The 18,600-nt window shown below is 50.9% G+C and carries 11 protein-coding genes; 4 read left to right on the forward strand and 7 right to left on the reverse strand.

Going from position 1 to position 18,600, the window contains the following annotated elements; genetic code table 11:
- Positions 1-30: 30 nt before the first annotated feature.
- From KK083_RS17725 to KK083_RS17735, 3 genes are all read right to left on the reverse strand, one after another.
- Positions 31-1,410, reverse strand: a complete 1,380-nt coding sequence (locus KK083_RS17725) for a TlpA family protein disulfide reductase (RefSeq protein WP_254165442.1) — start codon at positions 1,408-1,410, stop codon at positions 31-33.
- 388 nt (positions 1,411-1,798) lie between these two features.
- Complete coding sequence (locus tag KK083_RS17730) at positions 1,799-2,953, reverse strand: alpha/beta hydrolase (RefSeq protein ID WP_254165451.1); 1,155 nt, start codon at positions 2,951-2,953, stop codon at positions 1,799-1,801.
- A 146-nt stretch (positions 2,954-3,099) separates the two neighbouring features.
- The gene (locus KK083_RS17735; protein WP_254165459.1) at positions 3,100-5,517 is read right to left on the reverse strand and encodes an ABC transporter permease; all 2,418 of its coding nucleotides are present in this window, start codon (positions 5,515-5,517) and stop codon (positions 3,100-3,102) included.
- 368 nt (positions 5,518-5,885) lie between these two features.
- On the opposite strand from KK083_RS17735, the gene KK083_RS17740 reads away from it, so the two are divergent.
- Positions 5,886-6,623, forward strand: a complete 738-nt coding sequence (locus KK083_RS17740; RefSeq protein WP_254165461.1) for an outer membrane beta-barrel protein — start codon at positions 5,886-5,888, stop codon at positions 6,621-6,623.
- A 103-nt stretch (positions 6,624-6,726) separates the two neighbouring features.
- Complete coding sequence (locus KK083_RS17745; protein WP_254165463.1) at positions 6,727-8,094, forward strand: hypothetical protein; 1,368 nt, start codon at positions 6,727-6,729, stop codon at positions 8,092-8,094.
- Positions 8,095-8,242: 148 nt separating this feature from the next.
- Here the strand turns inward: KK083_RS17745 and KK083_RS17750 are convergent, their stop codons facing one another.
- Positions 8,243-10,366, reverse strand: a complete 2,124-nt coding sequence (locus KK083_RS17750; protein ID WP_254165470.1) for a penicillin acylase family protein — start codon at positions 10,364-10,366, stop codon at positions 8,243-8,245.
- A gap of 250 nt (positions 10,367-10,616) precedes the next feature.
- The gene (locus tag KK083_RS17755; RefSeq protein WP_254165477.1) at positions 10,617-13,076 is read right to left on the reverse strand and encodes a transglycosylase domain-containing protein; all 2,460 of its coding nucleotides are present in this window, start codon (positions 13,074-13,076) and stop codon (positions 10,617-10,619) included.
- Positions 13,077-13,585: 509 nt separating this feature from the next.
- On the opposite strand from KK083_RS17755, the gene KK083_RS17760 reads away from it, so the two are divergent.
- Both KK083_RS17760 and KK083_RS17765 read left to right on the forward strand, forming a co-directional pair.
- Positions 13,586-15,964: an ABC transporter permease gene (locus KK083_RS17760; protein WP_254165487.1), complete on the forward strand. Its 2,379-nt coding sequence runs from the start codon at positions 13,586-13,588 to the stop codon at positions 15,962-15,964.
- Positions 15,965-16,260: 296 nt separating this feature from the next.
- A complete protein-coding gene (locus KK083_RS17765; protein ID WP_254165489.1) occupies positions 16,261-17,028 on the forward strand; it encodes a DUF4440 domain-containing protein in 768 nt (255 codons plus the stop codon).
- Between the two features lie 89 nt (positions 17,029-17,117).
- Here KK083_RS17765 and bcp read toward each other — a convergent pair whose 3' ends face one another.
- Positions 17,118-17,630 carry a thioredoxin-dependent thiol peroxidase gene (gene bcp, locus KK083_RS17770; protein WP_254165491.1) on the reverse strand — a complete coding sequence of 171 codons (513 nt, stop codon included), beginning with the start codon at positions 17,628-17,630 and terminating at the stop codon, positions 17,118-17,120.
- A 276-nt stretch (positions 17,631-17,906) separates the two neighbouring features.
- Entirely contained in the window at positions 17,907-18,533 is a 627-nt protein-coding gene (locus KK083_RS17775) for a porin family protein (RefSeq protein WP_254165493.1), read from the reverse strand.
- Positions 18,534-18,600: the final 67 nt, after the last annotated feature.

The raw sequence follows: 18,600 nt of genomic DNA on the forward strand, positions 1-18,600 counted from the left end.
GACATTGGGGATGCTGCCATGCGCTCTCCGTTATCCTTCTTGCTTCTTATTCAACAACTTGTTGATCTCGGCGGCAATAACATCACCGGACGAAGGGCGTTCTGCTTCGGCAGCGACAATTTTTCCAGCCTGGTCTATCAATATATACCGGGGTATGCCTGAGATCTGGTAAACCTTCTGAAAGGGTGAGCCACCATCCTGTTTCTGCTCCCGTATGCTGTAAGTTCCAAGTCCTTTCATATCGCCAGCGATCTTTTTTTTCCAGGCCTCTTCCTTTTCGTCAACAGAGATCAGCACAAAGGCGACGTCCTCGTTCTTGCTAAAGCGGTCCTGGAGCTTTCGCATGTGCGGCATCTCTGCCACACACGGACCACACCACGTTGCCCACACGTCTACATAAACGATCTTGCCTTTCAGGTCACTCAGGGAAATCTTTTTGCCATCCGGCGTATTCCCTGAAAAGTCGGGTGCGGGCTGGCCCGGTGCAATGGCAAACCACATGTCGAATCGTTTGTTCAACGATGGCAGGTATGACGAATTCGGGTATCGTTTCTTGAATTCCCTGTATAACGAGTCTACCGGCGGTGTAATGCCTTTGGCCGTCAGCCAGAAAGCGATGTTCTTCGCTTTCAGAAATGTTTTGAGCTCCGGAGAAAATTCGCCGTTTTCAATTTTAGTGTCAATAGCAAATTCGGGAGCCGGCGCTTCAGAGAATGGCTCTTCCTGCGATGCTTTTCGGGGCGAAACGTGAAACTTTAGAACCATATTCATGTGTAGCATCGTGGCATATTCCAATACGCGATAGCTCAGCAGTGTCGAATCGAATGGGATCTCATCCATGATCGCTTCAATCCGTTTCCGGTTTTTAAAACCATTTCTCGCTCCTGCGTTCCATTCATAATTCTGTTTCAAGTACAGCACTGAAACCGTATTTCTTTTGGAGAGCAGATCGGCGATCTCAATGGCCAGGTCAACGGTGTCGATGTAATGGTGATGGAAATCTCTTAATTGAAGGTCCAGCGAGTCGAGCTGATGGAAAAAAGAAGCGGAGTCGCGTTTGTTGATATGTTTTCCGCCAGCCCATACAATGGTGCGGATGAGGTCGTTAACTTTTGCCAGGTAGTTGTTGGGTTCCGATCCTTTGCCTTCGCAGTGTGCTATCAGGCCGGATGCGTTCAAGGTGATCTCCAGATCATAACCAGGTGCCAGGTATATTGGGATTCTCTTATCCTCGGCGACGCTCACTCCTGTTTCGATCGTTGCCAGCGTCGCTTCTGAAAGCGGGAATTCAAACGTTACGCGTCCTGCTGAATCTGGTTTCCCTTCGGCCAGTGTACTCGTCTCAAAGCTGAAACTGTTGGTGATCATTATCCGTACAACGGAAGCATCGCTGCCAGTGTTCGTTATCATAATGCGAACCGAGTCAGGATGGTCTTTTGGAGCACAGGCTGAAACAGTTATTAATAGAAACGAGATTTTCCATGCGTTTTTTAGAAGGTCTTTCATCCGATAAAAGGTTTGGTACAGGGATAAGATGCCTTCCGCACAGAAAAAGTTTTAAGGGGTCGGACTTCATCACCATGGGTCCGATGAAAGCCCCGATATATGAGCTTGCGTGACGTGCCAATAATTGCATCTCACGATCTAAATTTACCTGTGGTCCTTGAAAGGCCTTTCATTAAGAGGACCCCGTTGTTCCCTTCTCCTATGACTTCCCTTTATGAATTGTAACACAACTCCGAAACTTCACTCCTCCTCTTCTGACTTCTGGCTTCTCTTACTCCTTACTCCTTACTCCTTACTCCTTCTCATCCACCCTGTTCCATACATCGCTGTTAAAAGCAAGCGCCTGCATCGGTACCCCGGCATCGTCGATGATGAATTTCAGGGGGAAACGATCTTCGAAAGAATAGAATTCGGTTGCTGACAGTGGTTTGAATTCTCTTTCACGGCCCGTCCATAACTCCTTGATCAGCAATTGATCATCGGCGGCGGCCCTGATCTCGATAAAGCTGTCCTGGCCCGCAGTGAATTGAAACCGGTATTTGCCTTCAAAGCGCTTAAGCTGGGCGAGGTCCATCTTGATGGGCACCTTGCGGAAGATGAAATAGAAGGCATCGTATTCTGTGATCAGCGGAACCGAACCGTGCCCCTCCTGACCATAATATTTATAGCTCCAGTCCAGCCCGTGGTTCTTAACCTGCTGTAAGTCATTGGCGAAACGGATGATGGACCTGAAGTGATCCGTTCGTTCAGTGGTGTCTTTCAGCGCCTGTACTGTGTCCATCGAGATGGTATTGGCAACGCCGATGAAGAGCGATCTGCCATGGAGGTCTTTCTGCCGCAACGCCTGCTCGTATCCTTCCAGCGACTTGTGATCATCCCACCAAAGACTGGGGTCGATGGCAATGTATTTTTTAAACAGGTCGCTGTGGTGCATCATCGTGTTGATCGCCATAAGGCCGCCCAATGAATGCCCGATCAGCACGCGGTTGTCTGTTGCCGGGTAATGTTTTTCAATGTAGGGAATCAACTCTTCTGCAAGGAAGCTTGTAAACTTCTCGCCACCACCACTGGGTTTAAAAAATGTGCTGTCGGCTCCCTTTGATTCAACATGCGTTGGCGTCAGGTCACGGGTGCGGTTTGTGTTGGGAATGGCCACCACGATCATCTTCGGACACACATCGTTTCCATTCACGCTGCTCATCTGATGCATCAGTCCCACCACGGAATAAAAATGTGCATCGCCATCCAGCAAATACAACACCGGGTACTGCTTACCTGAACCATCTCCCTGTTCATCGTACTCATCCGGCACATGCACCCAGATCTCCCGGTCCTCCTGCAAGATCTCCGAGTGGATCTTTTCTTTTTTTCCGAGAACGATATCGGGCTTGTCGCTGCTTTTTTCCCGGCAGGCTGTTATCACAATCGCCAGCACCAAAACAATCATAGTGTGAAGGTACGAGGTACGATCTACGAGGTACGATCGGCCTCCTATCGCTTCAATGCGCAACCTTCTTATGAAAATATATCCTTCGATCATAGGTGTCCTGACTCCTTAATTCTTAATTCTTAATTCTTACTCCTTACTTCTTTTTACTCATTTCTCAAAACTACAGCGGGATTGGTGCCGGCCGTTTTTAGTACTACGTAGATAATGGAACAATACGCCAATACACTGCTGGCCACGAAGGCGATGATGAAAGGCAGCAAAGAGAGCTCGACACGGTACTGGAATTTCTGGAGCCATTGATCGATCAGGAGCCACGCCGGGTAAAGGGCCACGAGGTTGGCCACGATCACGATCACCACATATTCCTTTGAAAGCTCCTTCATCAGGGAGACATGGGAAGCGCCGAGTGTTTTGCGGATGCTGACCTCACGGGTGCGTTGCGCGATGAAGAACGACACCACGCCGAACAGGCCGAGGCAGGCGATGACCAGCGCCAGAACGGTAAACAGGGTGATCAGCCTGCCCGTCGTCTTTTCAGCTTTGTACATGGCATCGTAGCTTGAGTCGAGAAAGTTGTAATCGAACGGTGACGAGGAGACTTGTTTCCAGGCTGCCTCGATGCCCGCCAGTGTTTCCTGTACCCTTCCAGGTTTGAGGCGGATGCTGAGCGCATCGTGCCAGGGCAGAATGTGCATCATCAGCGGCTCTACCGGCGAATGAACGGAGGCGAAATTGAAATCCCTGACAACACCAATGATGTGTCCTGTTTTAGGTTCGCCGAACTGGTATTCGAACGGCCGGCCTATGGGATCTTTCAGATCGAATTCCCTGACGGCAGCTTCATTCAGGATAAAGGCTGACTGTGCATCGGAAGCATTCTCAACAGAGAAGTCGCGCCCCGCTATCAGCTCCAACTTCAGCGTTTTGATGAAGTCATGGTCTACTGCCATTACCCGCATGTCGCGCATGCCCTTGTCGTCGCCACCGCGGCTACCGGCAAGGTCCGGAACCCGCACGGTGAGGAACACCACACGTTTGCCAGGCACTGCAGAAGAAAAGGTGGAAGACTCCACACCGGGCAACCTGTTCACTTCGTTCTTGAAAGCTTCGCGTTTGTTGTACAAATCTCCTTTAACCGGCACCACCACTATATTGTGCTTGTTGAAGCCGATGTTCATGCGTTCGATAAAATTCAGCTGATCGCGAATGGTAAAGGCGCTTACGATCATCAGTGCCGCGATAGCAAACTGGGAGACCAGCAGCGTACGCCTGAGGTACACCGCCAGCGGCCCCGACTTGCCGGCGCTGATGCCCGACTTCAGGGTCTGGATGGGATTGAAGGATGAGAGGATCATTGCCGGGTACAATCCCGAGAGAAAACCGAGCACGGCCCACACGGCGAGCACCGGGGCGATGAAACGAAGGTCGAGCAACAATCCGGGAGAGAATTGTTTGCCCGTAAAGGTATTGAAGTACGGCAACACCAATGCCACCAGCACCACGCTGATCACAAAGGCGATAAAGCTAAAGGCATAGGCTTCGAGGATGAAACCCAGGAACAGCTTTTTGCGGGTGGCCCCGATGGTTTTGCGGATGGCGACCTCACGGGCGCGCTTCAGCGCCAGGGCGTTGGAGAGGTTCACGTAGTTGATGACGGCGATGACGAGCACAAGGATGGCCACAGCAATGAAAATGTAGATGAGCTGCATGCTGCTGTTGGTGCCGAATTCCTTTTCGGCATGGCTGGTCAGATAGATATCAGAAACCGGCATGGCGCTGAAGCTCCTTTTGATATCCTTGGGCGGTGCAGGGTTGCCGTGGTCATCCACGTATCCATAGATCCGGTACCAGTCGGCGCGCAGTTTCTCCGAGAAAGGCGCTGCCTGTTCCGCTGACCTCAGGCGTACATATGAATAGAACGCATACATGTTGCGTGACTCGTCTGCGTCTGGCCACCACGACCTCATGGGAAACACGATCTTGAAATGGAGGTGGCTGTTTGCCGGCACGTTCTCAAAAACACCCGTGATGGTTCTGGTGGCGTCACCGTTGGTCAAGAGCTTGCCGACGGGATCTGTGTTACCGAAGTATTTTATTGCCAGGTCTCTGGAGATCACCATACCTCCCGGGTGGTTCAGGGCCGTATTCCGGTCGCCGTAAACGAACGGAAACGGGAACACTTTGAAGAATGTGGAGTCGGCGATGATGGCACCGTACTCGGCGAAATGCTCGGAATCTGTTTTGAACGATATTTCGCCATCGTGGCGGAGAATACGGGTACCCGCTTCGATCTCGGGATAGCGGGTACTGAGGGCAGGCACGAGAAAACCTTCGGAGGTAGCCCATGTCTGGTCGGCACCATCGTCCAAAATTGTGGGCTGAATACGAAAGATCTGTTCGTAGCCGGACAGGTACTTATCGTAACTCAGCTCATCCCGCACAAAAAGGAAGATGAGCATGCTTACCGTCAGTCCTAAAGTCAACCCGAATAAATTGATAAGAGCGTGGCTCCTGTTCCTGAACAGGCTCCGCCGTGTAATCCTGAAGTTATTTTGCAGCATAAGGATGTGGATAAGGTGGGTGTGAATAAATTTATCACATCTGCTTCATTAAGGCAAACACTTGGGGAAGTTAATAGAACAACTTCTTTCGGAAGCCTTGGCGGCAAGGGGCGAGAAGTCAGGAGCCAGGAGTCAGAAGCCAGGAGGAGAAGGGCTTCGAGCAATAACCTTTCGGGGTCAATAAGCGCTGTTAACCTTTTGTTAACCCGGAATTCTTCAACCATGCTGTGGTGCCAAAAAGGTTACTCCTGTTTTATTTACGAGATGTTTGAGTGCTTCTCAACGGGGAAGGTACTGGTGTAAGAAATATTGCTGTCCGGCTGTTAGGGGCACCGTGGAATTTCAAAAATTCGCAAAAAAAATCTCACATGCAAATCAATACTAAATTATGGTTGATGCTCTGCCTGATCATCGGGTGTGGCACGGCTTCTGAAGTCAACGCCCAGGGCAAGGTTTATTACACCGTAGACCTGGGCGTAACCGTTTCATTCTTCGACAAAAAAACAGCGCCTTATCCGGATCCGTCGGCCGTGGCAGCATTCGATAAGGCAAGCCGCGCAAGCCTGGAGCTGGGTGGCAACATCAATTACCTGCTGTCGAATGTCTTTACGCTCTCGTCAGGGCTGCGCTACGCCGAAAAAGGTGGTGGCTACAAAACCAAGAACCCGGACTTCATCTACGTGAACTCGGTCTCGGGCAGCAAAACAGATGACGCCTATAATTACCTGAAGTACCGCCTCGTGTACCTGGAGCTGCCCGTGGTGGTGAAGTTCAACCTGTTCAGGGCGTTGAACATCGGCAGTGAAACGGCTGACCTGAATCTTTACGGCGGCGTGACTGGAGGGCTCAACATCGGCTCCAAGCTCCGTTACAATGTGTTCGAGTCTGGCGAAGAAGAGAAGTGGAAAGCAAACAAGCTCAAGGGCGCCGAAGACCTGCTGCTCAGCTCGGTAACGGGTGCTGAATGGAGCAACGGGCCGCTGATGCTATACGTGCGCTATACCCAAAACATCGGCAACGTCTATGACACCACCGAGCCAGGTTATGAAAATTTCAATGTGAACATGCATACCATCAGCATCGGGATGGGTATCATTCTCCGCTAGGTATCGTAATCAGTGATCTGGTAAACGGTGATCAGTATTCAGTAATCGTGCGTATGCCAGTTGCTGAATCCAACTTAAATTTTGAACTTCAAACTTTAACCTTATGATCCTCAGAATCATCACGTTATTAGTGGCTATCTCACTTTTTGCATTCTCCCCTATTCGGCCGGAAAATGCCGGAACCGTGAAGGGTGACAAGGGGCTTTTCATCATTCAGTTCTCCTGGGACCCTGATTCTTATGACAGCGACCACCGCATCGCTTTCAACTACAGGAAGATCTCAAAGCTGAATTTACGCGGCGCGCCCATGCACGTGTATGTTACCAAAAGCGAGACCACGGCCCTGGAGCTGGCACCCGGCGAATACGAGATCTTCTCCGTAGAATTCTATACGATGGGCATGGGCGGCAAGACCTTCACCATCCAGACACAGCTGCCTTTTACGATCACTTCCGGCCAGGTGGTCAATGGCGGGTTAACCTTTATCATCAAAGAGCCCGGCTCAAACAAGGTGATGCTGTTATCGCTCGATAATGAGAAAGACGCCCAATGGTATACCACACAGTTTCAGAAGCAATATGCTGCCAGTGGAATGAGCGCCGCCTGGAAGTTTGCCGATAAGGAGAAGACTGACAAGCTGAAGAAAAGTTATGAAGAGCTGGTGGTGGAGCGTGAGAAGGCCAAACCGAGGAAGGGTGTCAAATATCTCTATGGCGTTTTAGGCGTGCTGGTGAAACTGGACAAAACTTCCGATGGTGCCGTAAAAGGATTTCAATCGATAGAGACCGGCACTTACCGCGAGATCACGCGGGCGACTTCTACGGGCGACAAATTGTTCTGCACGTTAGGACAGGGTCAGTACCTGTATGGCACCGACCAGGGTGTCTCCGTTGTTGCGCTTCCGCAGGATGTTGAAAGCGAGCCGCACGTTTACCTGCTGGGCGCCGATAAGTTCCTGGCGGTTGACGAGAACCTCAATATCTTTTCTTCCTCCGGCCCAACGCTTGCCTGGAAAAAACAAGCCGATTATCGTGTCGATCCCGCGGCTATCAATCCTCAGTTCAATATACCCTATGTAAGCTTCGGCCCCGACAAGATCTACCTCTACACCACCGGGCCCAACAAGTTCAAACGATTGTGGTATTCCGGTTACGACGACATCAACTTCAAAAAGATGGAGCTGCCGGAAGATATCAAACGCATCCCCCTTGTAACCGCCACCAAAAACAAACTCGTGATCGGTCCCATCACCAGCAGCCTCATCAAGAACCAGGCTTCCATCTATGTAAAGGAAACGAACGCTAACGACTGGCAGCTCCTATCAGCGCCGCGTGGAGACTGTGACCTGTTGTACATCGACAGCAATGACGACAACAAGTTCAGCCTGGTGTGTGGCTTCTCAGGCGTGACCAAATCGCGCTCTTACCGGAGTGTGGATGGCGGGAAGAGTTGGGAAGAAGCGGTGGAATAAGTTGACAGTTGACAATGGAACAATTGACAAACGTCATGGCAAATGGGCCTTTTTATTAATGCATAGAAAAGTGAACCTGGTTTGAGAAAAATACTCTACAAGTCGAGTTGGGATTGTTGTCAATTGCCCTTTGTCAATTGTCAATTGATTATCTCCTTCCTTTGGTCAACCTCGCAGTAAGCGGTAGCTTCGAAAGCACTTCGGGGTGATAAATGGCTTTTGCTTCGCGGTACACTTCGTCCCTGCGGAGGGTCATCCGGTGTGTTTTCTGTTGTTGGAAGAGCTCCATCTGGTCGTCGTAATGGGGGCTGCCTTTGCGGTTGGAGGCGCCGAAGCAATTCACACTTTCAATTTCAGGTCCGTCTTTCGTAAACTTCGCCAGCGCGATGTAACAATCGCCAACCGTTCCTTTCACGCGACCATTCTCGGTAGGTGTTGAATACATGGCCGCAAGCACATCCGGAAGACCGGGTAACGGAATAGACCTGTTGCCGCGTTCCAGGCGCTGATATTCTCCCAGCGTAACATCGGTGGTGCCGAAGTTCGAGAGCAGGTATTGCTTCATGTAGGCCAATGCTTCGATGCAATCCTGTTTGGTCATTGCCTTGTATGTAGGATCGGCCTGGTACCTGGCTGCAACATGGTAAAAGAAGATCCCGAAAAGCGCGGCGCCCCGGCTGTCGGTGGTGCCCTTTCTATCCCAGGTCTTCAGGGTGGTGATCAGCCCGGCATACTCCGGATGCTGGTTTTCATTCAGCATAAAAAGTGTATCAACATTGACAGGGAATGCCAGCTTTTGCGGCAGCTGCACATCGTACTTGATACGTTTAAAATCTTCGTAGCTCACTTTCGGCAGTTGCTGCAGCAGCTCCATCACGCGCAGGCTCCGGTTGTTGTCATGCGTTTCGTAACCCATCGTAGGGTCATAGCCCTCCTCACTGATATTGTCGGCCGGCGCCGTGGCATGGAATGGCGAATGATTCGTATTGTACACATATCCCGAAGGCGGGTTGAGCACTTGTGGCAGGTCTTCCAGCGGGTGTGTGCGCGACCATAAAGTAAGCAACGTGTTGCCGGGTAATGTCTCGCGCCAGTTGAAGCTGGGATCACGCAACGGAAGTTTGCCGTTACAGATATAAAAGATCGTGTCGTAGCGGTCGCCGTAAACAATGTTGTAGCTGGGATGCGCTTCCATCTTCAGCGCTTTTTTGAACGATGAAAAATTCCCCGATTTGTTCATCCGGTACCATTGCTCCAGGCCGCGGATATCCATCAGGCCGGTGGTGCGGATGGAGAACACGCCCCTTTCGGTGATCATGGTAGGACCATAGATGCTCCAGTACACTTTCTTTTTTGCATGCAGGTTGAAGCCGGGCATCTTCACTTTCAGCTTCACGGTTCTTTCTTCCAACGTATACCACGTGTTATCTACCTTGTATTGCAGGTCGTTATCACTGTTCATTTCAAGCTGGTAAACATCCAGGCGATCGGGGTGATTCACGGTGTGAGCCCAGCCCAGGTTCTCGTTGATGCCCGCGATGATGACAGGCGCGCCCGGCATCAGCGACCCCACAATATTCCAACCCTCCTGGCTGCACAGGTGTGCTTCGTACCAGGCCACCTGCCCTTCCAGCGGATGGTGTGTGTTGATGGCAAGGTACACGTTTCCATCGGCGGTGATCTTCGAGTTGAAAGCAAAAGCGTTTGATCCGCCAGGCTCCCATCCTACCAGCGGCATAGTACCGTTATTGATCTTTCGCAACGCGTCTTCAACACCACATCCCAGCGCCAGCTGTAATACAGAATAGGTTAACACATCCTGCGGGATGATGGGCAGCGATTTTTTCTCCAGCACTTCTTTCGGATGCGTGTAAGCATAGGCATTGAAGCCATCACAATATCCCTGAAGCACTGCTTTGAACGCCGGCGAAATATCTTTTTCATAGTTGAGATTCACCAGCTCGCGCAACCGCAAAAGGTGTATGATGTAATCCACCATGGCTCCATCGCGGCCTATGTGTTGCCCGAGCATTGTCTTGCTGGCCAGGAACGCTTTCTGAAGGGTTTCAAAATCATCTTCGGCATGCGCCCACGCAAGGCCATACGCTACCTCCGGATCTGTCTTTGCGAAAATGTGCGGAACGCCATAAGCGTCGCGAACAATATCGATCCGTGAAGGATCATCCACGATCAGTGGATCAAGTCGGGAATTTTGCGGGAAAACGGCGAACGCGGTACTGCATAGGAACACCACAACACATAACTTCTTCATGACGCCAAACTTCTAAAGGCCAACTAATTATTTAAACATTGAAAGGAGGGCCGCAGGTTCACAACCGGCAATGTATCTGGATATAAAAGGCGTGCCCGCGCTAACTGTTACCGGTTGCCAGTTGCCGGATAGCCAGTTCTGGCGGTGTGATTTCTGAGAATGATTTCTGAAAGTCGTTACACGTGATCAGTAAACGTACCAATGAAGCTCGCACAAACCTAAACTGGCAACCGGAACTGGCAACTGATTCTCAATTCATTCCCGGCTCTGTGTCGTCGTTGGTTTCTGACAACATGCCGGCGATCTTCCGTTTGCGATTGTAAAGGGTTTGCAGAAAGGTCTCCGGTGGTGGCGCTACGAGTGTGTCGGCGTGAATAACGGAGTCGCGGGCGCGTACAGATTTTTCGATCTGCAGCAGTAAATTATCGTCGAGCTCATAAAGATCACAGCTCAGCTTTTTACTCAGTACAGGAGGCAGCACCGGGAACCGCGCTCTGGAAATTTCCTTATAGGAGGGATCATTGTTCACTTCTTTGAGAAAATAGGCTGCCACTGGCAATGCCGTGTTGGATCCCTGGCCCAGCAGCGTGTGCCTGAACCGGATGCGCGGATCGTCTGCGCCTACCCATGTGCCCATGACCAGTTTCGGCGTCATCGCCATAAACCATCCATCGGCATTGGCCTGCGTTGTGCCTGTCTTCGCGGCCACATCGTTATAAACGCCGTACTTCCAGCGAAGTCTCGAGGCAGTGCCTTCATGCACCACGGTCTGCAGCATGTGCCTTACCAGCTGTGCTGTCTCCTGCGACAAAGCGCGTTTCCCCGTTTCGTCCGCGCCGATGTTCTTATAGATGTTACCTTCACGGTCTTCAATGGCGGCGATGAAGAACGGTGTTTTGGTAATGCCCTCATTGGCCAGGCATGCGTATGCGGCCGTCATTTCCACCAGCGAGATCGCCGAAGAACCCAGGGCAATGGAAGGCACATCGGGGATCTCACTTTGAATACCCATGTTGCGCGCCAGCCGGATGGTGTTATCGATGCCCGCCCTGCTGATAAGCTTGACAGAAACTGTGTTCACAGAATAGGCCAATGCCCCACGCATGGAGTACTGAACCGGGTAGTCGTACTGAGAATTGCGCGGCGTCCACTCCTGCCCTTCCTCATCGATATATGTCTGCTGCCCGGCGGGAATGAACTCACATGGCGACACCCCTTCTTCAATGGCCTGCGCATAGACAATGGGTTTGAATACCGAACCCACCTGTCTTTTGGTGGAGATCTTTACATGGTCGTATTGGAAATAGTCGTGATCGATACCCCCTACCCACGCTTTGATCTTGCCGGTGGCGGGTTCCATGGCAATGAATCCCGCGTTGAGATATTGCAGGTGGTGCTTGATGGAGTCGATGGGACTCACCTTGGCCTGTTTGCCACCATCCCATGTGAACAGCCGCATGGACACGGGTTTTCCCAGCTCGCGCATGACCTCTTCTTCACTGAGGCCGCGTTGCCGGAGGTTTTTATAACGTCCTGTTCTTTTAATGGCATCTGTGATCACACTTTCGTTGCCTTTCCAGGGCTCTTCCTTTCCCCAATGATCGAAGAACTGCTGTTGTAACGTGGTCATCTGCCGCACCACAGCACGTTCGGCGTAGCGCTGAAGTTTTGAATCGATGGTGGTGTAGATCTTAAGACCATCAGTCTGGAGGTTGTAAGGCGTGCCATCGGCTTTCCTGTTCTCCTCGCACCACTTCTGCAGCTCCGTTTTCAGGTAATCCCTGAAGTAGGGCGCAATGGATTCGTCCTTTCTCAGCTCACCCAGCTTCAGCTTCAGGGGAAGCTTCTGTAACGAATCGGTCCTGTCCTTCGCCAGCAGGCCATACTTTTTCATTTGGGCCAGCACAACGTTCCGGCGTGTGCGCGACTGCTTCGGAAAAAGTCTTGGGTTGTAGTTGTGGGTGGCCTTGAGCATGCCGATGAGTACGGCCGCCTGGTCAGCGGTGAGCGCTTTGGCATCACACGAAAAGAACCGTTGCGCGGCAGCCTGGATACCATAGGTGTTGTCGCCGAAAGGTATTGTATTAAGATAAAGCGTGAGGATCTCTTTCTTCGAGTAAATGCTTTCAAGCCTTCCGGCGATCACCGCCTCCCGGAGTTTGTTGATGATCATGGACAAAACCATGTACTCGCGGCGGGGAAAAATGTTCTTGGCGAGCTGCTGTGTGATGGTGCTTCCACCGCCCGAAGACTCATTCTGCAACAGGATGGATTTGATCAGCACCCGGCCCAGGCTCCGGTAGTCCACGCCATCATGGTTGAAGAACCTGACGTCTTCCGTAGCAATGGCCGCATCGATCACCGATGGCGAGATGTCCTCATACTTCACCGGAGTTCTTTCCTGTACAAAATAGCGACCTATCAGCACACCGTCTGATGTGTATACTTCGGATGGAATGGCGTTTCTGAACGCGCGCAATGTCTTTTTGCCGGGGCTTTCATAATAGACAACCGACATTAAGATCAATAAGAATAAAAATGGAACACCCGCTATGATCAGCATTGACCGTAGCTTCCGGTGGGCCTTCAGATAGGTGGACAGGCCCGAGAGCCTTGACCCAATATCGTTTCGCAGCGGCCTTATTCTGCTGTTGATGAATGACCTGATCTTCCTGTACCCCTCAACCACTCGCGCTAGAGAACTATGCATAACTATACTTGCGTTCCTTCATTATAAAAATTCAAGCCAGGCGTGATGCTCGCGCTGCATGTATTCCAACCCTGCTTGTCTTACCCTGAGGACCTGAAGAATTTCCGTGGCGCATCTTGTTTCCGGGATACAAATATCCGGCTGACGAAAAGTACATCAAAGTTAACTTTTTGTTACGGATGGAACCAATAGCGGCGCGGTAAAAGACCACGAACAGGATCACCAATGTAATAATCAGCCGCTGAATGTTAAGGAATGGGTGCGATCGGTGCACAACTTTCCGTCTAAGCGTTCCTTTTGGGCATGTGGTCACGGGATCAGGGGCTGAAGGGGTGAGAAAGAAAGGGTGAAACAGGCATAAAACGGGGTATTCTTACTGCCCGGAATCGACCATAGAAGTACATGGGTGAACACAAAACGCCCGTGAAAACGGAGAAAATACTGTGTTTTTCGCAATGGCACAGGACTTGGATAGCTCCGTCTTTAACCTAAAGCCTCAATCAATACGTATGCTTAAAAGTTACTTCCTGACCGCGCTGAGAAACCTGAAGCGCAACAGGCTTCACGCCACTATCAATATTATCGGACTGGCTATTGGCATGACCTGCTGTATCCTCATTACCCTGTTCGTGCAGTTCGAGCTGGGATATGACCGCCAGAACAGGCATGCAGACCGGATCTACCGGGTTGCGACAGACCTCGAGGCCAATAACTGGGCCATCTCGGCCTTTCCGCTGGGCGCATTATTAAAAGACAATTTCCCTGAAGTATCACAGTATGCGCGCATCAAGCCGGTAGAGCTTTTCATCCGCAACTCCGCCACCATGACAGAACACAAGGAGCGTCTCTTTTATGCCGATTCCACAGTATTCGATGTGTTCGATATCAAGCTTGTGAAAGGAAATCCTGCCAACGCGCTGGCCAAGATCAATACCATGGTGTTGACGGAAGAACGTGCCCGCGCCTACTTTGGCGACGAAGACCCTATCGGGAAAACGCTGACGCGTGCAACTGATAACCGTGAGTTTGTGATCACTGGCGTCTTCGAGCCGTTGCCTTCCAACTCGCACGTGCACCTGAACATGATGGCATCGTCACTGAGCTTCGACCCGATGCGGCCCGACGCGCAGGATGCCTGGGGATACCTCACCAACCATTACACCTATCTGGTGCTCCCTGAAAACACAGACCATGTTGCCTTTGCGCAGAAGATCTCCTCCTTCCTGGACAAGTATCAGGGACTCACACCCGACCAGACTCCCAATGTGCTCAGGCTCCAGCCCCTCACCAGCATTCACCTTTACTCCAACCGCGGCCTGGAGATCGAAGCCAACGGCAATGTGAATACCGTGTACATACTTTCTGCCATCGCTTTCTTTATCCTGATCATTGCCTGCATCAACTTTATGAACATGACCACCGCACAATCGCTGAAGCGTGCCCGCGAGGTGGGTGTGAGAAAAGTGGTGGGCAGCAAAAAATCACAGCTCGTGTTCCAGTTCCTGAGCGAATCTGTGCTGATCAGCTTCATTGCGCTGGTGGTAGCCGCCTTTCTGCTGGTGCTCATCGTGCCGCAGTTCAATGCCATTTCGGGCAAACACATTACGATAAACCCGCTGGAGAATGGCACCGTGGTGGTGATCTTCCTTGGGGTTACCCTGTTCGTGGGGCTGTGCGCGGGGCTGTATCCTGCCTTTGTGCTCTCCACCTTCAAACCTTCCGTTATATTGAAAGGAAGCTTTATCGGCAACCTCAGCGGACAACGGTTGCGCAAGGCGCTGGTGGTATTCCAGTTCGCCATCGCATTCGTGATCATGGTGGGAACTTATGTGGTGTACGATCAACTCCAATACATGCGCACCAAAGACATGGGCTTCGACCGTGAGCAGACCCTGGTGCTGAAGCTACCCGGTGACAGCATTGGCGATGCCTCCGTAAAGAACGAAATGAAACGTATTGCCGGCGTGCAGAGCGTAACCCGTTTCCTGGAAGTGCCCGGTAAGATGGTGCGCACTACAGGCATCTGGTACGAAGGTGTCAAAGACAACATTGCTGCCAACGTATATGTTTTCAGTGGCGACGAAGACCTAGTAGAAACCCTGGGCATGCGCATGAAACACGGAAGGTATTTCCAGGAAGGCACGCAACGATTCGGTCGTGAGTTTGTGATCAATGAGACCGCTGCGAAACACTTCGGGTGGAAACCCGATGAAGCGGTGGGCAAGCTCATGGACTTCGGTGCGCCCGAAAAAGATCCCGGCAAAGTGATCGGCGTGATCGAAGATTTTCATTTCAAAGACCTGCACGAGACCATCGACCCGCTGGTGATGTACCTCGAACGTGCGTACGAGGGTCGCTTCATGGCGCTGAAGGTCAGGTCTGCCGATCTTACAGCCACCGTTGACGCCGTGCAGCAAACCTGGAAAAAGATAGTGCCCCAGCACCGGTTCGAATACCAGTTCCTCGACGAAAGCTTCGACGCGCTGTTCGACCAGGAAGTGCGCCTCGGCCAGCTGTTCAGCATCTTTTCAGGTCTTGCGATCTTTATTTCGTGCCTGGGCTTGTTCGGCCTGGCCTCGTTCACCATGGAACAAACCCGGAAGGCTGTTGCCATTCGCAAGGTAATGGGTGCCTCTGTATCGAACATCATGGTGATGATGTCGAAAGATTTTCTGAAGCTCGTGCTGCTCGGCATGGCGCTGGCGAGTCCCATAGCGTATTTTGTGATGAACAAATGGTTGCAGGGATTTGCTTACAGTGTCGGCTTCGGATGGCTGGTATTCCTGTACGCGGCTGTTGCTGCCATACTGGTGGCGCTCGGCACGGTGAGCTACCATTCGCTGAAAGCCGCCACCTCCAACCCGGTAACGTCGTTGAAAGATCAGTAACGAAGGGAGCTGTGAGGTGTGAGCTGTGAGCCTTGAGTTAGCGTGTCTACTCATGTTTCGAAACGTTATCGAATGACAATTGGCGCGGAGTTATTTCCGCGCCTTTATTTTTTTGATCGGAGCTCATTGATAGTCCGTGGAACTCAGTTCCATCATTGCCCATCGTTCAATTCTGTAAATGACGATGTTCAGCAATGAACAACAAAGCACGTGAATATCGTCAGGCGCGCTTGTAACCCCGGTTTTATTTTATGGCATCAAAGTGGTGTAGTGTTTCACTTTTAAAAATCCATCCAATGAAATTCAACACTTTCACCGTTACATTCCTTTCTCTATGCTTGGGAATAACAGGCTCAGCGCTGGCGCAGTCCGGCGATCTGAACCGCACCATCCTTCACCTGGACAGTCTCTTCTGGAAGGCATACAATACCTGCGATGTTGATGGCATGGCGGCATTTTTCACTGATGACGTTGAGTTCTACCACGACAAAAACGGGCTTACCTCAACGAAAACAAGCATGGTGGACGCCGTCAGGAAAGGGTTGTGTGGCAATGAGAATTTCAGGCTGAGAAGGGAAGCAGTGGCGGGCAGCGTAAAGGTGTTCCCCCTGAATAACTATGGCGCCATACTCTCCGGCGAGCACGTTTTTTACATTAACGAAAAAGGAAAGAAAGAATTCCTTGACGGGCTGGCAAAGTTCACCCACGTATGGCAGTTCAAGAACAACACCTGGAAGATGTCACGCATCCTGAGCTATGATCATGGACCAGCACCTTACAGGAATACCCGGAAGGAGATCTCCGTTTCTCCTTCCCAGCTCAAGCAATATGCCGGCAAATACGAGTCGGCACAGGCCGGCGTGGTCACGGTTGTTGCCGACGGCGGTACGTTGAAAATGGAAACATCCAATTCGCAAACCACGCTGTATGCAGAAACGGAAAGAATATTTTTTTTGAAAGAGCGCGACCTGCAGTTCGAGTTTGTGACCAGCAACGGAAAAGTGACGAAGATGATCGTGCATGAGCATGGCGCCAAGGTGGATGAGGCTTCGAGAAAGCAGTGATCAAAGCTTTGAGCTATGAGCTTCGGGCTGCCAGACAAGAGCACGATCTCGTGGCTCGCAGCTTAAAGCTCGCAGCTAATGCCATCAGGTTAGAGCTTCAGGATCTGGTTGGTGTGATCCTTCGTTTCAACTTTATCGATCACTTCGGTGATCATGCCCTTCTCGTCGATGATAAAGGTTGTTCTTGCGGTACCAAAGAATTTTTTGCCATCGCGTTCCTTCTCCACCCATACGCCGTATTTCTGATTGATCGATTTATCTGTATCGGCGATCAGGGGAAACGGAAGCGAATACTTTGCCCTGAAATCCTTGTGCGAGGCTTCGTCATCGGTGCTTACACCCAGCACCTCATAACCTTCTTTTGCCAGCAGGTCTTTGTTGTCTCTCAGGTTACAGGCCTGTGTCGTGCAGCCCGGTGTATTATCTTTCGGATAAAAATAAAGGATCACTTTTTTACCCTTGTACTGCTGCAGGCTCACCAGGTTTCCGTCCTGGTCCTTTCCCGAAAAATCAGGTGCTTTGTCTCCGGCCTTCAGCTTGGTTTGCGCCGAAGCAGCAAATGCAAAAATCACAAGGCAACAAATAACGGCGATAGATTTCATGACTTATGGATTTATGGTTGACACCCTGAATTTAAGCTATCAGCGTTGAAAAATAATATCCCAAGTGTCAATTACTTTCTAACAACCACTCCTAACCGACCATATACTCGTATCGCCTTCCAAAACACAACGTGATCACGTGGCTCATTCAAGCCATCACACCCGGCTTCGCCCCAATGACGTGCGCTCAGAACAAGGCTCCGATGGAGCACCCTGAACTTTCAATTTGAAATGCCAATAGAAATGCAGAGGAGATGAAGAATTCCCCCCTTATTACTAGTTGAGCTGATAAGCTACTCCCAGCGAAATGTTCCGGTTATAAAACTCTACTCCGCCCCTGGGCAGGTTGTTTTCGTCGCGATAGGATACATCCCAGGTATACAGAAAACTGTTATAGTAGTGTGCATAGACAGCGATCTTTTCAGTAACATCGAAGACAAGCCCGCCTGTAACGCCCACGTTGAAGGGCTCTATACCATCGGTGACATCAGCTCGCTTGCCTTTCACATACGAATAACCCCTGGCCCATAGCACATAAGAGAGCACCGGCCCGAACTGGACGTTTATTTTTTTATGCAGTGAAACATCGGCCAGCAATGGCAGGTCCAGATAGTTGACATTTACGCGGATCTTGTCCTGGTAAATGCCCCGCTGAAAAAGGACCAGCTCGGGTTGAAACCCAAACCTGCCTGCTACTTTTATATTCGCGGCTGCGCCTGCATGGAAGCCGATGTTGGTCATTTTTTTTCCGCTGAAAGCTGACCTTTCTTTTGCGTCGGGGAGGTCGAAAGGCTTCTCCGCCATCCCGTTAAGATTTGCTCCCCCCTTGATCTTAAAGCTGACCTGGGCCTTCGCGCTCCAAAAAGCGACGGAGGCTACAACCAATAGTAAAATTTTTCTCATGCGGCGAAATTAGGTTTTTCCTATAAAGTTTTGACACCGGAGCTGACAATAATAGTACATGAGATCT

The sequence above is a fragment of the Chryseosolibacter histidinae genome (assembly GCF_018598225.1).
GTDB classification, from domain to species: domain Bacteria; phylum Bacteroidota; class Bacteroidia; order Cytophagales; family Cyclobacteriaceae; genus Chryseosolibacter; species Chryseosolibacter histidini.